Here is a 15,832-nt window from a genome sequence, read left to right on the forward strand (position 1 = left end):
GTCAAGCAAAGCCAAAGAAGCGATTGATACAGTCTGCGACAAGGGCCGCACCGTGGTCATCGTTCAGGTGCAGATGATGGCCACCGGGCAGCACCGTCTGTTCAAAGGTTAGCTGCTGCAGCAGCTCAGCGTGGCGCGCCAGCATGCCATCGGCCGCCACCACCAGGCAGGCCGGGCAGTTCACCCGGCGCACGTAGGCCATGGCCTGGGCATGGCTCAAGCGCACCGGCGACGGTAACGTCAGGCGGCTGTCACTGCGCCAGCTGTAACCGCCAGGCACCGGCATCAGTCCGCGCTGGGCGAGCAACTCGGCAGCGTCCCGGCTGACCGCGACCATGCCCTTCATGCGCGCCTGCACGCCCTCCTCCAGGGTCTTGTAGACCGACTTGCGTTTGCCATCCAGGCGCAATTGGGCCTGCAGCGCCAACCCCAGGCGCTCGCCGGCATCCTCCTCGGCCCCGGTCGGCGGGATGACGCCATCGATCAGCGCCAGGTGGCTGACCCGCTCTGGCAGGGCGGCGGCCAGTTGCACCGAAATGATCGCCCCCAGCGAATGCCCCAACAGGGCAAACCGTTGCCAGCCCAGTTGTTCGGCAACCCGCAGTACATCATGGGCGTAGTCGGCCAGCGCATAGCCGGCGCCTGGCGGGCGGTGCTGCGAGTAGCCGTGCCCGGCAAGGTCCAGGGCGAGGATACGCAGGCCTTTCAATTGCGGTGCGAGGCGGGCAAAACTGTTGGCGTTGTCCAGCCAGCCATGCAGGGCGATCACCGGCAGGCCATCTTCGGGGCCGAACAGGTGAGCAGCCAGTTCGATATGGCCGAGGCTGAGGCGGATTTCCTCGACATGGGCACTCATGCCTGGCCCCAGCGGTCGAACAGGCCTTTGATCAGGCTGGCAGTGTCTGTCGGCCGCTCCAGCGGGAACATGTGCCCACCGGGCACGCTGTGGTATTCGCCCTTGGGCATGCCGCGCACCGCCAACGTGTGGTGGCGACGAATCACATTGCTGCGCTCCCCCCGCACCATCGCCAGGGGTACCTGAAGCTGCCGTGCAGGGGCCGGGCTGGCGTGAGGAATGCTGCGGTAGATGCTGATCTCGGTAGCCGGATCGAAGCGCAGGCGTACCCCCTGCTCCACGTCTTCCAGGCCATGCTCGAGGTAGGCTTCCAGGCAGTCGGGGTCAAAATGCCGGAACAGCTTCTTGCTGGCGAAATAATCCCGTGCGCTGGCGCGGTCGCTGAACGCTTCTCGCCGGCCCAGGGTGCGGCCAGCAGGGGTAATGCGGTCGATGAAGCCAAAGCGCTTGGCGGTGCGCAGCAACCACTGATCGGCGCGGGTCAGCACCGGTGAGTCAAGCATGACCACACCGCGGTAGTAAGCCGGGCAGCGCAGGGCTGCATGCAGGTGCAGCACGCCACCGAGCGAGTGCCCTACCCCCCACACCGGCTGATCCTGCCTGGCCAGGTGGTGTAAAAGTTCGTCCACCAGGCTCTGCCAGTTCTCGTTCACCGGAAAGCGGGGGTCATGAGCATGCTGGGGCAAATGCTGCACCTGGTAATCCGGCGCCAGGGCAGCGAACAGCTTGCCATAGGTGGCCGACGGGAATCCGTTGGCATGGGCGAAGAAGATCTGCTGCGACATGGCACCTGGTCCGGTACGGGGATGATGGCCCATTGTCGGCATCCGGCTCGCGCTCGGCAACGCCTGTAAAGGTCATCGGCGAGGGCGATCAGGTCACCGAGGGCTCACCAGGCGGGTATGCGAGCAATCGGCAGAGGGCACGGCAACAGGCACAAAGGCCCGTTGCCGATCACTCAAGGGGCGTGATGCAGGGCCTGCAGGGTCATCAGCCCCGCCAGCGGCCAGTCGCCTTCAAGCTGCGCCAGGCTGGCGGTGCTCAGCGGCGCAGGCTGTTGCGCGTGGCCATGCTCCAGCATGCCCACCAGCGCGCCCACCAACGGCTGGTGGCTGACCAGCAATACCTGCTCAAGCCCCAGGCGTTCGAGTTCGGCGATCACCTCTTGCACGTTGCTTTCCGGCGTCAGCCAGGGCACGGTGCGCACCGGCTCGGCGAAGCCCAGGGTGTCATGCACCAGGGCGGCGGTTTGCTGAGCACGCACGTAGGGGCTGGCAAGGATGGCCTGCAGCGGCTGGCCAAGCAGGTGCGCAGCACTGTGCAGCACCTGCTCGCGGCCGTGGGCAGTCAGGCGTCGTTCGGCGTCGGTGTTGGCCCTGGGCTCAGCCTCACCGTGGCGCAATACCCACAGTTTCACAGTTTGGGCTCCTCGTCGCGTACCGGATGGGGTGCTGGAGCAACGGCATGGGGCGCTTCGCCTTCCGGCGCACGCGGCGTGGGCCAGTCAGCGAAAGGCCACGGTTTGCTGTCGGTATGGAAGGTGCCAAAGCGACCGATCTGCGCCAGATACTGGCTCAGGCTGTCGCCGAAGTTCATCAGGCTGGCGCTCGGCGCGCCGTAGATCAGGCGGTAGATGAGCTGCACCAGCACCAGGCCGCCGAGCAGCAGCTCGGCCAATTGCCACACCACCAGAAACACCAGCATCCACAACACGCGCAGGATGATCGACTCGCGCTGGGCGCGCTCAGGGGTATCGTTCATGTGTCGCTCCTTGTTCTGTCCAAAGCCGCTGAAGGCTCATTTGAAGCCGCTGAAGGCTCAGTTGAAACCGCTGATGGAAATGAAGTCGACGTCGGTCTTGGGCTCGGCACGCATCAGGCGCTCGATCACCTGGTTCAGCGTGCGGCCTTCGAAGAGGATGGCGTGCAGCCCGGCCACCAGCGGCATGTAGACCTGGACCTCCTCAGCCTTGGCCTTGAGTACCTTGAGGGTATTGACCCCTTCGGCCACTTCGCCCAGGCGAGTGACTGCCTGCTCCAGCGTCAGGCCCTGGCCCAGGGCGTGACCGACCTGGTAGTTGCGGCTCTTGGGCGAAGAACAGGTGACGATCAGGTCGCCGACCCCGGCAAGGCCGAGGAAGGTCATGGGGTTGGCACCTTGGCTCACGGCGAAACGGGTCATTTCTGCCAGCGCCCGGGTAATCAGCATGCTCTTGGTGTTTTCGCCCATCCCCAATGCCACGGCCATGCCAGCGATGATCGCATAGACGTTCTTCAGGGCACCGCCCAGCTCGACACCGAAGCGGTCGCTGCTGGCGTAGACACGGAAGGTACGCCCGTGCAATACCGCCTGCACGCGCTGGCAGAGGTCTTCATCTTCGCTGGCGACCACGGTAGCGGTCAGCGCATGCTCAGCGATCTCGCGGGCCAGGTTTGGCCCGGACAACACACCGATTCGTGCATCGGGTGCGATTTCTTCGAGGATCTGGCTCATCAGCTTGAAGCTCTGTGCTTCGATGCCTTTGGTCAGGCTGACCAGGCATTTGCCGCGCAACAGCCCGGCATGCGGGGCCAGGACGCTGCGCAAGGCGCTGGAAGGCAGCGCAACGAAGATCAGGTCGCTGCTGTGCAACGTGGCCAGCAGGTCGTTGACCGGCTCGACGCCGTCATGCAGGCGGATGCCTTTGAGGTAGCGCGGGTTCTCGCGATTGATGCGCATGGCCTCGGCCTGCTCAGGGTCACGCATCCATTGGCGCACCGGCACGCCGTTCTGCGCCAGCAGGTTCGCCACTGCGGTGCCGAAGCTGCCGCCTCCCAGAACTGCAACAGGTTGCTGTTCAGTCATATTCAATCCGTTAAAGCCATTAGTTAATTGGCGACGGGGGCCATTATACGACCATCCCAGGGGGTGCGAGCTACAAGCTGCAAGCTGCAAGCTGCAAGCCGCAAGCTTCAAGCTTCAAGCCATAAGAAAACCTTGTGGCCAGTGAGGTCGCTGTTTCTTGCAGCTTGTAGCTTGTAGCTCGTAGCTTGCAGCCCGCAGCCCTCCGTTTGGCTGGCAAAAGCTCCCTGGTCAGTTAACATGCCTGTTTCAACTCTGATACAAGGCCGTATCGTGTTCCCTGGCACGCCTCCCTACCCTCGCCTGTTGCTGCTGACAGCATTGCTCGGCAGCCCGGCCGTGGCCGACGACCTGTTCATCGACAACGCCGACCTGCCACAGGTTCTGACCGCCACGCGGCTGAAACAGTCCCCGGCCGCCGTGCCGGGCAGCATGACCGTGCTCGACAGCGAACTGATCCGAGCCAGCGGCGCCCGCGACATTCCCGAACTGCTGCGCCTGGTGCCGGGGATGATGATCGGCTACGGCGCCGGCAACCAGCCGACCGTCAACTACCACGGCACCAACGTCAACGAAGCCCGACGCATGCAGGTGCTCATCGACGGCCGCTCGGTGTACCGCGCCGGCCTGGCCACGGTGGACTGGAGCGACATCCCGGTGGCGCTGGAGGACATCGAACGCATCGAGGTGTTCCGCGGCCCCAACACCGTCAGCTACGGCGCCAACGCACTGATGGCGGTGGTCAACATTCTCACCCGCAATCCCGCCGACAGCCACGGCACGCGCATGAAGCTGACCCGCGGCCAGGATGGCATCGATGACTACTACCTCAGCCACGGCTTCGGCTGGGACGGCGGTGACCTGCGCCTGTCGGTGTCGGGCCAGAAAGATGAGGGCTTCGATGAAAACCAGTTCGGCCAGGATTACCGCGACAGCCGCCGCCTGAACCGCTTCAACCTCAGCGTCAGCCACAACCTGGCGACAAACCAGACACTGGAATGGCAACTGGCAGCCAAAGAAGGCAGCAACCAGCGGCCCTATACCTACCAGCCCGTATTCCCCTTCGTCACCGAAAGCGGCAACAATGCCGACGTCAACGCCAAGGACTACGCAGGCTCCGTGCGCTGGAACATCGACTTCAACCCTGACCACAGCCTGTACGTGCAGGGCTCGGCTCAGCACTTCGACCGCCAGCAGGTCTGGCGCGCCTGCGACGCAGCGCTGTCGTTCAGCCCGGAACTGACCCGGCTGTGGCAGCTCAACCCGAATTTCGCCGAGCAGGTCGCCCGCGGCGCCAACAACCCGCCCAACAGCAGCAACCCCGAAGAGCAGGCGCTGGTCGATGCCATCAAGGACCAGTGGAACAACCAGGGCGGCAGCAACGTGGTGTGCGGCGATGTCGACCAGAGCACCCGGGAAACCCGCTACGACCTGGAAATCCAGGACACCCTGAGCCTGACCGAAAACCTGCGCCTGCTCAGCGGCATGAACTACCGTTATGACCGCGCCGACTCGCAGACGTATTTCGACGGCGGCCTGGACGATCAGACCTGGCGCCTCTTTGGCCAGTTGGAGTGGCGCGCGGACGAGCATTGGATCGTGCAGGGCGGCGCGATGTTCGAAGATTCGCAACTGTCCGGCAGCTCGCTGTCACCGCGCATGGCGGTCAACTACCTGATCACCCCGCGCCACGGCTTGCGTGCGGTGTACTCCGAGGCAGTGCGCTCCCCGGACATGTTCGAGAACAACGTCAACTGGAGCTACACGGTCACGAACCTGACCCCTACTGCGTTCGGCCAGCAGAACGGCGAGTATTTCGTCAAGACCCGCGGGCCGGGCGACCTCGACCAGGAACGCATGCGCTCACGTGAGCTGGGCTACAACGGCCAGTTCACCGATATCGACCTGAACATGGATGTGAAGCTGTTCTACGACGAGATCACCGGAATGATCAGCGAGCCACTGCGCAACAACCAGTACATCGCCAGTAACGCCAACAAGGCCCGATTCAGCGGCAGCGAGGCACAGCTGGACTGGCGACCCACCCGGCGCGACCGCCTGCGGCTCACTTATGCCTATGTCGATGCCTGGGCCAGCAACCCCGCCGACAGCGCCAACACTGCCCGCAACAGTGGCTCGGCGGGGTGGATGCGCGAATGGGGTGATGGCTGGTCCAGTGCGCTGTTCTACTACGGGGACGATGCACTCAACCAGTACCGCTACGAGCGCCTCGACCTGCGTCTGGCCAAACGCTTTCGTATCCAGGGCAGCACCCTCGAACTGGCCGCGTTATGGCAGCAGCGCCTGGACGACGAACCGAGCACCACCGTGCAGAACCGCTATGACAGCCGTCACCGCCTGAGCGTCAGCGCGGAGCTGGAGTTCTGATGGCCCGCCTGCTGCGCCTGCTGGTGTTCTGCCTTTGGCCAATGGGTTCGCTGTCCGCCAGCGAAATCCTGTTGGTCGGTGGCGAGGAACAGCCCGGCATCCGCAGCTTTGTCGCAGCGCTCGAAAGCCGCCGCAACCAGGATCAGGTAAGGTTTCAGACCGTCGACCAACTGCCGCGTCCAGGCAAGCTGCCGGCCGACCTGCGCCTGTTGCTGATTGACAGCGCCGCACTGGAGTGGCGCCTGGCCGAGAGCAAAGGCCCGCCGGCCTTGGCCATGCGCATCAGCCGCGTAGAGGCCGAGCAGCGCCTGGGAAAGTCGCGACCGGCGTACTTGACCCTGCTGTGGAGTGATCCGCCCCTGGCCCGCCAGCTGCGCCTGGCCCGCTACCTGTTGCCGCAAGCCCAACGCATCGGCGTGCTGTACGCAGAACACAGCCATTTTCTGCTTGACGAGCTGCGCCAGGCAGCCCGGCCTCTGGGGCTGGAAATCGTCGCCCAGCAATGGCCGGACCAGCGCGACAGCCGGCCGCTGCTGAATCTGTTGGGCAACAGCGACGTGCTGCTGGGCCTGGAAGACCCCGACCTCTACAACTCCAAGACCGCCAAGAACCTGCTGCTCAGCAGCTACGGCCGGCAGATGGCGTTGATCGGCCCGAACGCCGGTTTTGTCCGCGCCGGTGCTCTGGCCAGTACCTACAGCGACCAGGAAGACTGGCTGGCGGTGCTCGACCAACTGCTCGACCGCCCGCCAGCGCAATGGCCGCGCAGCCTGTACCCCGACCGCTTCGGGGTCAGTGGCAACCAGCAGGTGGCTCGCGCCCTGGGCCTGGAACCGATCGATCCAAACGCCACTGCCAAGGTTTTGGCCGAAGGAGAACCCACCCCATGAGCAAACGCCTGAGCTGGGATATCCACACCCGCACCCAGATCATCAGCCTGGGCCCTGCGCTGCTGCTGACGTTGCTGCTGATCAGCTTCTTCACCTTCGTGCGTATTCAGGACCTGCGTCAGGAGCTCAACCATACCGGCCAACTGATCGCCAACCAATTGGCCCCGGCATCCGAATATGGGGTGATTTCAGGCAACAACGAAGTACTCGAGGGGTTGATGCGCGCCACCCTGAGCATTCCACATGTGCGCTTTCTGGAAGTGCAGGACAGCCGCAACCATATCCTCGTCTACGTCGAGCAGGCCGACGAAAGCACCAACCGGGCGCAGCGGGTAGAGGTATTCCAGGCTCCGATCCGCCTTCAACAGATCCGCCTGGACAGTGACTTCCTGCAGCAGGGCAAGGCGCCATCGCCGGCGATCGGAGACGATTATCTGGGGCGGGTGATCGTCGGCATGTCGGACGACGCCTTCAGCCAGCGCCAACAGGAGATCGTCATCAAGGCCGGCATCCTGGCACTGTTCGCCCTGCTGTTCACCTTCCTGCTCGCACGCCGGCTGGCCATGAGCCTCGCAAAGCCGATCAGCGACATGGGCCATGCGGTCAAGGCCATCCAGCAAGGTGACTACAACACCCCGCTGCCAGTGGTCGACGACAGCGAACTGGGGCACCTGGCGCGCCACATCAACAACCTGGCCAGCGCCCTGGAACAGGCCAGCGCCGAACAGAAGCAAGCCATTGCCCAGTTGATCCAGGCCCGCGAGGAGGCCGAGCAGGCCAACGGCGCCAAGTCGGAATTCCTGGCGATGATGAGCCACGAGTTGCGTACCCCCATGAATGGCGTGCTGGGCATGCTGCAACTGCTCGAAACCACCCAGCTGACCAGCGAGCAGGCCGAGTACACCGCTGTGGCCAGCGAGTCCACCGGGCACTTGCTCAAGGTGATCAACGACATTCTCGATTTCTCCCGGATCGAACGCACCACCCTGCAACTGGAGCATATCGACTTCAACCTCGCCGACCTGATCGCCAGCAGCGTGCAGTCCTTCCAGCACAGCGCACAGCAACGGGGCCTGGACCTGCAACTGCAATTACCGCCCCAGAGCCAGCAGCTGCAGGTGGTCGGCGACCCCACGCGCATCCGCCAGATCCTCCTCAACCTGGTCGGCAATGCCTTGAAGTTCACTGAACGGGGCCAGGTGCAGGTCGAGGCTCGTTGGCAGGCGCTCGATCGTCAGACGCTCTGGTTCACCTGCAGCGTGCGCGACACCGGTATCGGCATCGACAGCGAACGCCTGGAAATGATGTTCGTCGCCTTCCAGCAGGCCGACAGCTCGATTTCACGGCGCTATGGCGGTACCGGCCTGGGGCTGTCCATCGCTCGTACCCTCGCTGAACGCATGGGCGGCACGCTGCGCGGGGAGAGCCACGAAGGGCTGGGCTCGACCTTCACCCTGGAAATGCCGCTCGCTCTGGCCAGCTCTGCTGCTGCGGCATTGCCCGGCGCGCTGGCGGCTCACACCCCGCTCGCCCAAGGCGAACGGATCCTGCTGGTGGAGGACAACCCGGTCAATCAGAGCGTTATCGAAGCCATGTTGCGCAGCCTGGGCCTGGAGGTCAGCGTGGCCCAGGACGGCATCCAGGCCGTGGAAAAGGTCAGCCAGCAGCGCTTTGCGGCCATCCTGATGGACTGCCGCCTGCCACAGCTCGATGGTTATGAAGCCACCCGACGCATACGCCTGCTGCCCAACGGCGGCCAGCTACCGATCATCGCCCTGACCGCCAACGCCCTGCAGGGTGACCGGGAGCGCTGCATGGCCGCCGGCATGGACGATTACCTGAGCAAACCGTTGCGTCGCACTGACCTGCAGCAGGTGTTGCAACGCTGGCTGCCTGGCCGGACAGTCGCGACTGGCGATAAATGCTAAAGTGCGGCAGTCTTAAGGACTGGACAGGACCGTCATCGGCCCTGAAAATAGACGTTTCAGTGCACACCTGTACTTCTTTCGCCAGGTGCGCTGTGACTTTCACTACAACGCAATAGTCTACCTGTAGGCTGCCGCCCGGACTGATGCCGGGTTGGCCGGGAAGATTCATCCCCTGCCACAGGGGGTTATTGAGGAGCTCGCATGACCAAACAACACGCCTTTACTCGGGAAGACCTGCTGCGCTGCAGTCGCGGTGAGCTGTTCGGCCCAGGTAATGCGCAACTGCCCGCGCCGAACATGCTGATGGTCGATCGCATCACCCATATCAGCGAAGAAGGCGGCAAGTACGGCAAAGGTGAATTGGTCGCCGAGCTGGATATCACCCCGGACCTGTGGTTCTTCGCCTGCCATTTCGAAGGCGACCCGGTAATGCCTGGCTGCCTGGGCCTGGATGCCATGTGGCAGCTGGTTGGTTTCTTCCTGGGCTGGCAGGGCCTGCCCGGCCGTGGCCGCGCCCTGGGTTCGGGTGAAGTGAAATTCTTTGGTCAGGTGTTGCCCACCGCCAAGAAAGTCACCTACAACATTCACATCAAGCGCGTCCTGAAGGGCAAGCTGAACATGGCCATCGCCGATGGCTCGGTCAGCGTTGACGGCCGCGAGATCTACACTGCCGACGCCCTGCGGGTCGGCGTGTTCACCTCCACTGACAATTTCTAAGGGTTATTCGCATGCGCCGCGTCGTTATAACTGGTCTGGGCATCGTATCGTGCCTGGGCAATGACAAAGCTACCGTCACCGAAAACCTGCGCAACAGCCGTCCGGGTATCCGTTACAACCCGGAATACAAGGAACAGGGGCTGCGTAGCCAGGTTTCCGGCTCCATCGACCTCAACCTCGAAGAACTGATCGACCGCAAGGTCTACCGCTTCGTTGGCCACGCTGCGGCGTACGCCTACCTGGCGATGCAGGACGCGATCAAGGACGCCGGCCTGACCGAAGAGCAGGTTTCCAACCCGCGTACCGGCCTGGTGGCTGGCTCCGGCGGGGCCTCGACCCTGAACCAGATGGAAGCGCTGGACACCCTGCGTGAGAAAGGCGTCAAGCGTGTCGGCCCCTACCGCGTCACCCGCACCATGGGCAGCACCGTCTCGGCGTGCCTGGCCACCCCGTTCAAGATCAAGGGCCTGAACTACTCGATCTCGTCGGCCTGCGCCACCTCGGCACACTGCATCGGCACCGCCCTGGAGCAGATCCAGTGGGGCAAGCAGGACATCGTCTTCGCCGGTGGCGGTGAAGAAGAGCACTGGAGCCAGTCGTTCCTGTTCGATGCCATGGGTGCCTTGTCGACCAAGCGCAACGATACGCCAGAACTGGCTTCGCGCGCTTACGATGCCGACCGTGATGGCTTCGTCATCGCTGGCGGCGGCGGTATGGTCGTGGTCGAGGAACTGGAACACGCCCTCGCCCGTGGCGCCAAGATCTACGCCGAAATCGTCGGCTACGGCGCGACCTCCGACGGCTACGACATGGTTGCCCCAAGCGGCGAAGGTGCCATTCGCTGCATGCAACAGGCACTGGCCACGGTCGACACCCCGATCGACTACCTGAACACCCACGGCACCTCGACGCCGGTCGGCGACGTTGCCGAAATCAAAGGTGTTCGCGAAGTGTTCGGCGACAAGGCGCCCAAGATCAGCTCGACCAAGAGCCTCTCGGGCCACTCGCTGGGTGCTGCTGGCGTGCATGAGGCGATCTACTGCCTGCTGATGATGGAGAACAACTTCATCGCCGGTTCCGCCAACATCGACGAACTGGATCCGGAAGTCGCTGACCTGCCGATCCTGCGCAAAACCGAAGAAAACGCCAAGATCGACACGGTCATGAGCAACAGCTTCGGCTTTGGCGGCACCAACGCCACCCTCGTGCTCAAGCGCTGGACTGGCAAGTGATGCTTTGACGCTGTAAATGAAAACGCCCCGACTGGTTCGGGGCGTTTTCTTTTGTGTATGCCTGTGCCGCGCAGCGCTGCGGGCAGAGCGTCAGCGAGCCTTGGGCAAGACCGCCAGGAAGTTGTCCCGCGCCACCTGCTTCGCCACCTCCTGCGGCAAAGCATCCAGAAACGGCTCGAAGCCGTGCATCTGCTCCCCCACGCTGCCAAACTTGCCGACCACGTCAGACCCGAGCATGAAGCGCTCAGGGAAACGCTCGACCAGCGCCAGCCACGCCTTGCGCGGCACCCCCTTGTCATCGAGCAGGTACGGCTTGAGCACAGTCCAGGACAAGTCGATATACAGGTTGGGGTAGTCCTGGAGCAGACGCGTCAGCACTGGCAATAAAAAATCCATCTGCGTCTGATGCCGATGAATCTCCATGCTCGTGCCCGCGTGCGCCCAGATGAACCGAGTATGCGGATGATTACGCAACGGTTCTTCGATCTCGGCCAGGTAAAGCGGGTTGCGCTCACGCTTTGAGGTGATGTTCGAATGCAGCAGCACCGGCATGTCGCGTTCGGCTGCCAGGTGATAGATACGCGTCATGGCCTCGTTGTTGGCGCGGGGCGTGTCCCCGCTGGTGAGCGCAGTGAGGTCGTCGTGCCGGGTGAAGACTTCACCTATGCCCTGCCAGAGCCCCGGGTAGAGATCGAGCATGCGCTCGATATGGCTGACCGCATTCTTGTCTACCGGATTGAAACCGGTCAGGAAAGGGTGAAAGCGCTTGCGCTGCTCCGCCGGCAGCTTCTGCAGCGCCGCCGCCACGTAGGTGTCGGTTGCGCTGTACCAGTAGGCATCGGCGTCGTCACCGGCGTAGTAGCGCGGCCGCTTGGGCTCATCCTCGTGCCATTTCTTGGCCACCGGAATACCGGAAATCATCGAGTGATCGACACCGGCTTCATCCATGGCCTTGATCAGTGCAGACATGCCCTCAGTCTCCTGAAAGAAGTCCACATAGTGCAGGTGGGCGTCACTGTAGCGATAATCACGTGCCTGTGCCGCCTGGCACCACGTTACGCACAACAACAGGCAGGCCAGCACTCTGGCAATCATGGGGCAGCATCCTTCTCTGGGTATGAGCAGAATAGACCTGACGGGCTAGCCAGCGGTTCAGCCGTGCACGGCAAACCGCTATGCTGGTGCTATTTCCCACCGCCTGGAGCACAGCATGAGCAGCCCATTGGTCATTCGCCCGCGCGCCGAATCGGTCGAGGGCCAACCGATCCTGCGCCCACTGCCGTCGGCGCAGTGCCGCAGCGTCGGCCCGTTCGTGTTCTTCGACCACATGCTCGAAACCGACTATGCGCCGGGCCATGGTATGGATATCCGCCAACACCCACATATCGGCCTGTCGACCCTGACCTACCTGTTCGAAGGCGCAATCCTGCACAAAGACAGCCTGGGCACCGAGCAGCGCGTTCTGCCTGGCGATGTCAGCTGGATGACTGCCGGCAGCGGTGTGGCGCATGTCGAGCGCACGCCTGCCGACGCGCTGGCGCACGGCTCACGCCTGCACGGGCTGCAGGTGTGGCTGGCATCGCCGCGTGAGCTGGAACAAAGCCCGCCGAGCTACAGCCATCACCCCGCCGCCAGTTTGCCCGTGAGCGATAACCTTGGGGTACGCATTTGTATGATTGCCGGCAGCGGGTTTTGCCTGGAATCACCGGTGCCCGTGCTCTCCCCCACCCTTTATGCGCACGTACAGATGCAGCCGGCAACGACGCTGCTGATACCGCCTGACCACGTGCAGCGGGCGCTTTACCTGCTCGATGGCGAGTTGGTGCTGGGCGATGAGGATGTGGAGCCTTGCAGCCTGGTGGTGCTGCCGGAGGGCGAGGATGTGACGCTGTATGCGCAGGGCGAGTGCCAGCTGGTGCTGATTGGCGGGGCGCCGCTGGACGGGCCGCGGCGGATGAACTGGAATTTCGTGGCCAGTGACCCGGAACTGATCGAGCAAGCCAGAGCCCGCTGGGCTGCGGGAGATTGGCCGCAGGTGCCTGGGGAAACCTCGAGGATCGAGTTGCCCCGGTAATGTTGGGGGCTGCCCTGCAGCCCATCGCCGGCAAGCCACACACATGGACTTGCGCCGGCTTTTAGAAACTGGGCAAGACGGTTGCTTGCGCAGGTAAAGCGCAGGCCTGAAGAACGGCGCTGTCGGGGTGGGAGCCGGCTTGCCGGCGATGGGGCGCGAAGCGCCCCCGCTATGTCAGCGCTGGAACACTTCTGTCAGCAGGTTGTGCATCGAGCGGAAGGCCCGCTCCGACGTGCGACGGTCATACTGCATCTTGCCCGGTACATTGGCACCCGGGTCAGTGAACGAGTGCACCGCGCCACCGTAGCTCAGCAGCTGCCAATCCACCTTGGCCGCGTTCATCTCCTCCTCGAACGCCGGCAGCTGCTCCTTCGGCACCAGCGGGTCGGAGGCACCGTGCAGCACCAGTACCGAGCCCTGGATACGTTTGGCATCTTCCGGGTTGGGGGTATCCAGCGTGCCGTGGAATGACACAGCAGCCCTCAGGTCAGCGCCATCGCGGGCCAACTCAAGGGCACAGCAGCCGCCAAAGCAGAAGCCGAACGTGGCGACCTTGCCGGGGGTCAGCAGTGCCTTGGATTGGGCCAGCAGCTGCGACAGTGCTTCGCGCATGCGCTTGCGCAGCTCAGCACGGTCGTCCTTCAAAGGCGTCATGGCCGCGCCCGCCTCTTCAGCATTGGCAGGGCGTACCGATTGCCCATACAAGTCGGCAATCAGCACCACGTAGCCCTTCTCGGCCACTTCCTTGGCAATGCGCTCGGCACCTTCGCCAATACCCATCCAGTTCGGCGCCATTACAAGCCCCGGGCGCCCCAGCGCACCGGGCTCATACACCAGGCGGCTTTCATACGTCTTGCCGGACAGGTGATAAACCAGCGATTCGACGATTACCTTGCTCATCAAGCACTCCTTGGGCATTCACCATTAAAAAAGCCCGCCGAAGCGGGCTTATCGATGCATCAACTCAAGCAGACAGCTCGACCAACAGCTTGTTCAGGCGACGAACGTAAGCCGCCGGGTCCTTCAAGCTGTCACCGGCCGCCAGCGCCGCCTGATCGAACAGGATGTGCGACAACTCGGCGAAGCGGTCTTCGCTCTGCTCGTTATCCAGCTTTTCGATCAGTGGATGAGTCGGGTTGAATTCGAAGATCGGCTTGGAATCTGGCACCTTCTGCCCGCTGGCTTCGAGGATCTGGCGCATCTGCAGGCCCAGGTCCTGCTCACCGATGGCCAGGATTGCCGGCGAATCGGTCAGGCGGTGCGACACACGCACTTCGGCAACGCTCTCACCCAGCGCAGATTTCAAGCGCTCGACCAGGCCTTCTTTTTCCTTGGCGACTTCTTCCTGGGCCTTCTTGTCCTCTTCGGAGTCCAGCTTGCCCAGGTCCAGGTCGCCACGCGCGACATCGACGAAGGCCTTGCCGTCGAACTCGTTGAGGTAGCTCATCAGCCACTCGTCGATGCGATCGGTCAGCAGCAGCACCTCGATGCCCTTCTTACGGAAGACTTCCAGGTGTGGGCTGTTCTTGACCTGCGCGTACGACTCGCCGGTGAGGTAGTAGACCTTGTCCTGGCCTTCCTTGGCGCGCGCCAGGTAGTCGGCCAGGGAGACGCTCTGCTCGCCGCTCTCGTCATGGGTAGAGGCGAAGCGCAGCAAACCGGCGATCTTCTCTTTGTTGGCGAAGTCTTCGGCCGGGCCTTCCTTGAGTACCTGGCCAAAGTTCTTCCAGAAGCCCTTGTACTGCTCGGGCTCGTTCTTCGCCAGCTTCTCCAGCATGTCCAGCACGCGCTTGGTCAGCGCGGTTTTCATCGAATCGATGATCGGATCCTTCTGCAGGATCTCGCGGGAGACGTTCAGAGACAGGTCATTGGAGTCGACCACACCCTTGATGAAGCGCAGGTACAGCGGCAGGAACGACTCGGCCTGGTCCATGATGAACACGCGCTGCACATACAGCTTCAGGCCGCGGGGCGCTTCACGCTGGTACAGATCGAACGGCGCGCGGGCCGGCACGTACAGCAGCGAGTTGTACTCGAGCTTGCCTTCGACCTTGTTGTGGCTCCAGGCCAGCGGGTTTTCGAAGTCATGGCCGATGTGCTTGTAGAACTCCTGGTATTCCTCGTCCTTGATTTCGGTACGCGGGCGGGTCCACAGGGCACTGGCGCGGTTGACGGTTTCCCACTCTTCGGCCGGCTGCTCTTCACCTTCGGCAGCTGCCTGTTCCTTGGGCAGCTGGATCGGCAGGGCAATGTGATCGGAGTACTTCTTGACCACGTTACGCAGGCGCCAGCCATCGGCGAATTCCTGCTCGTCTTTCTTCAGGTGCAGGACGATACGGGTGCCGCGCTGTGGTTTTTCGACGGTGGAAACTTCGAACTCACCCTCGCCTTTGGACGACCAGTGCACACCCTCGGCAGCCGGCTGGCCAGCGCGGCGGCTGAACACGTCGACCTTGTCGGCGACGATGAAGGCAGAATAGAAGCCCACACCGAACTGGCCGATCAGGTGCGAGTCCTTTTTCTGGTCACCGGTGAGGTTCTTCATGAAGTCGGCCGTGCCAGACTTGGCGATGGTGCCCAGGTGAGTGATCACGTCTTCGCGGCTCATGCCGATGCCGTTGTCCTCGAGGGTCACGGTACCGGCGTCCTTGTCGAAACTCAGGCGAATTTTCAGGTCGGCATCGTTTTCGAACAGTTCTGGCTTGGCCAGGGCTTCGAAGCGCAGCTTGTCGGCGGCGTCGGAGGCGTTGGAAATCAGCTCACGCAGGAAGATTTCCTTGTTCGAGTACAGCGAGTGAATCATGAGGTGCAGCAGCTGCTTCACCTCGGTCTGGAAGCCCAGGGTTTCCTTTTGTGTTTCCACACTCATGGTCTTCAAAACTCCGATCTGATGGCAGTGGGCGCCT

The 15,832-nt window shown here is 63.0% G+C and carries 14 protein-coding genes; 6 read left to right on the forward strand and 8 right to left on the reverse strand.

What is annotated here, in order from left to right; all coding sequences use genetic code 11:
- Window position 1: 1 nt before the first annotated feature.
- The 5 genes from JNA92_RS24070 to JNA92_RS24090 form a co-directional block, all read right to left on the reverse strand.
- Window positions 2-856, reverse strand: coding sequence for an alpha/beta hydrolase (locus JNA92_RS24070; protein WP_241807030.1), 855 nt, complete (start codon window positions 854-856; stop codon window positions 2-4).
- A complete protein-coding gene (locus tag JNA92_RS24075) occupies window positions 853-1,641 on the reverse strand; it encodes an alpha/beta fold hydrolase (protein ID WP_241807031.1) in 789 nt (262 codons plus the stop codon). Before JNA92_RS24075 ends, JNA92_RS24070 begins: the two co-directional genes overlap by 4 nt.
- 173 nt (window positions 1,642-1,814) lie before the next feature.
- Window positions 1,815-2,273 (reverse strand): phosphohistidine phosphatase SixA, encoded by a 459-nt coding sequence (gene sixA / locus JNA92_RS24080; RefSeq protein ID WP_241807032.1) that lies wholly within the window; start codon window positions 2,271-2,273, stop codon window positions 1,815-1,817.
- Window positions 2,270-2,617, reverse strand: coding sequence for a DUF4389 domain-containing protein (locus JNA92_RS24085; protein WP_046785237.1), 348 nt, complete (start codon window positions 2,615-2,617; stop codon window positions 2,270-2,272). The genes sixA and JNA92_RS24085 overlap by 4 nt, the downstream gene beginning before the upstream one ends.
- 57 nt (window positions 2,618-2,674) lie before the next feature.
- Window positions 2,675-3,700, reverse strand: a complete 1,026-nt coding sequence (locus tag JNA92_RS24090) for an NAD(P)H-dependent glycerol-3-phosphate dehydrogenase (protein ID WP_241807033.1) — start codon at window positions 3,698-3,700, stop codon at window positions 2,675-2,677.
- A gap of 237 nt (window positions 3,701-3,937) precedes the next feature.
- Between JNA92_RS24090 and JNA92_RS24095 the strand changes: the two genes are divergently transcribed.
- The 5 genes from JNA92_RS24095 to fabB all read left to right on the forward strand — a co-directional run bounded on the left by JNA92_RS24095 (window position 3,938) and on the right by fabB (window position 10,852).
- Window positions 3,938-6,085: a TonB-dependent receptor plug domain-containing protein gene (locus JNA92_RS24095; protein ID WP_241807034.1), complete on the forward strand. Its 2,148-nt coding sequence runs from the start codon at window positions 3,938-3,940 to the stop codon at window positions 6,083-6,085.
- Window positions 6,085-6,975, forward strand: coding sequence for an ABC transporter substrate-binding protein (locus tag JNA92_RS24100; protein WP_241807035.1), 891 nt, complete (start codon window positions 6,085-6,087; stop codon window positions 6,973-6,975). Before JNA92_RS24095 ends, JNA92_RS24100 begins: the two co-directional genes overlap by 1 nt.
- Complete coding sequence (locus tag JNA92_RS24105; protein ID WP_241807036.1) at window positions 6,972-8,903, forward strand: ATP-binding protein; 1,932 nt, start codon at window positions 6,972-6,974, stop codon at window positions 8,901-8,903. The genes JNA92_RS24100 and JNA92_RS24105 overlap by 4 nt, the downstream gene beginning before the upstream one ends.
- 201 nt (window positions 8,904-9,104) lie before the next feature.
- Complete coding sequence (fabA, locus tag JNA92_RS24110) at window positions 9,105-9,620, forward strand: 3-hydroxyacyl-[acyl-carrier-protein] dehydratase FabA (RefSeq protein WP_241807037.1); 516 nt, start codon at window positions 9,105-9,107, stop codon at window positions 9,618-9,620.
- An 11-nt stretch (window positions 9,621-9,631) separates the two neighbouring features.
- Entirely contained in the window at window positions 9,632-10,852 is a 1,221-nt protein-coding gene (gene fabB / locus JNA92_RS24115; RefSeq protein WP_241807038.1) for a beta-ketoacyl-ACP synthase I, read from the forward strand.
- Between the two features lie 90 nt (window positions 10,853-10,942).
- Here the strand turns inward: fabB and JNA92_RS24120 are convergent, their stop codons facing one another.
- On the reverse strand, window positions 10,943-11,947 hold the full coding sequence (locus JNA92_RS24120) for an amidohydrolase family protein (RefSeq protein ID WP_241807039.1): 1,005 nt from the start codon (window positions 11,945-11,947) through the stop codon (window positions 10,943-10,945).
- A gap of 115 nt (window positions 11,948-12,062) precedes the next feature.
- Here JNA92_RS24120 and JNA92_RS24125 point away from each other — a divergent pair, with 115 nt between their 5' ends.
- Window positions 12,063-12,926, forward strand: a complete 864-nt coding sequence (locus JNA92_RS24125; RefSeq protein ID WP_241807040.1) for a pirin family protein — start codon at window positions 12,063-12,065, stop codon at window positions 12,924-12,926.
- 174 nt (window positions 12,927-13,100) lie between these two features.
- On the opposite strand, the gene JNA92_RS24130 is transcribed toward JNA92_RS24125, so the two are convergent.
- Both JNA92_RS24130 and htpG read right to left on the reverse strand, forming a co-directional pair.
- The gene (locus JNA92_RS24130; protein WP_241807041.1) at window positions 13,101-13,826 is read right to left on the reverse strand and encodes a dienelactone hydrolase family protein; all 726 of its coding nucleotides are present in this window, start codon (window positions 13,824-13,826) and stop codon (window positions 13,101-13,103) included.
- A gap of 64 nt (window positions 13,827-13,890) precedes the next feature.
- Entirely contained in the window at window positions 13,891-15,795 is a 1,905-nt protein-coding gene (htpG, locus tag JNA92_RS24135) for a molecular chaperone HtpG (protein ID WP_241807042.1), read from the reverse strand.
- Window positions 15,796-15,832 lie beyond the last annotated feature (37 nt).

The organism is Pseudomonas putida, assembly GCF_022627325.1.
Taxonomy (GTDB): domain Bacteria; phylum Pseudomonadota; class Gammaproteobacteria; order Pseudomonadales; family Pseudomonadaceae; genus Aquipseudomonas; species Aquipseudomonas putida_X.

Excerpts from the sequence above, each read along its gene's own strand:
- JNA92_RS24105 (WP_241807036.1), top strand. The coding sequence starts at position 6,972 with ATGAGCAAACGCCTGAGCTGGGATATCCACACCCGCACCCAGATCATC.
- htpG (WP_241807042.1), bottom strand. The coding sequence starts at position 15,795 with ATGAGTGTGGAAACACAAAAGGAAACCCTGGGCTTCCAGACCGAGGTG.
- JNA92_RS24085 (WP_046785237.1), bottom strand. The coding sequence starts at position 2,617 with ATGAACGATACCCCTGAGCGCGCCCAGCGCGAGTCGATCATCCTGCGC.
- JNA92_RS24120 (WP_241807039.1), bottom strand. The coding sequence starts at position 11,947 with ATGATTGCCAGAGTGCTGGCCTGCCTGTTGTTGTGCGTAACGTGGTGC.
- JNA92_RS24095 (WP_241807034.1), top strand. The coding sequence starts at position 3,938 with ATGCCTGTTTCAACTCTGATACAAGGCCGTATCGTGTTCCCTGGCACG.
- JNA92_RS24125 (WP_241807040.1), top strand. The coding sequence starts at position 12,063 with ATGAGCAGCCCATTGGTCATTCGCCCGCGCGCCGAATCGGTCGAGGGC.
- JNA92_RS24070 (WP_241807030.1), bottom strand. The coding sequence starts at position 856 with ATGAGTGCCCATGTCGAGGAAATCCGCCTCAGCCTCGGCCATATCGAA.
- fabA (WP_241807037.1), top strand. The coding sequence starts at position 9,105 with ATGACCAAACAACACGCCTTTACTCGGGAAGACCTGCTGCGCTGCAGT.
- JNA92_RS24075 (WP_241807031.1), bottom strand. The coding sequence starts at position 1,641 with ATGTCGCAGCAGATCTTCTTCGCCCATGCCAACGGATTCCCGTCGGCC.
- fabB (WP_241807038.1), top strand. The coding sequence starts at position 9,632 with ATGCGCCGCGTCGTTATAACTGGTCTGGGCATCGTATCGTGCCTGGGC.
- JNA92_RS24130 (WP_241807041.1), bottom strand. The coding sequence starts at position 13,826 with ATGAGCAAGGTAATCGTCGAATCGCTGGTTTATCACCTGTCCGGCAAG.
- JNA92_RS24090 (WP_241807033.1), bottom strand. The coding sequence starts at position 3,700 with ATGACTGAACAGCAACCTGTTGCAGTTCTGGGAGGCGGCAGCTTCGGC.
- JNA92_RS24100 (WP_241807035.1), top strand. The coding sequence starts at position 6,085 with ATGGCCCGCCTGCTGCGCCTGCTGGTGTTCTGCCTTTGGCCAATGGGT.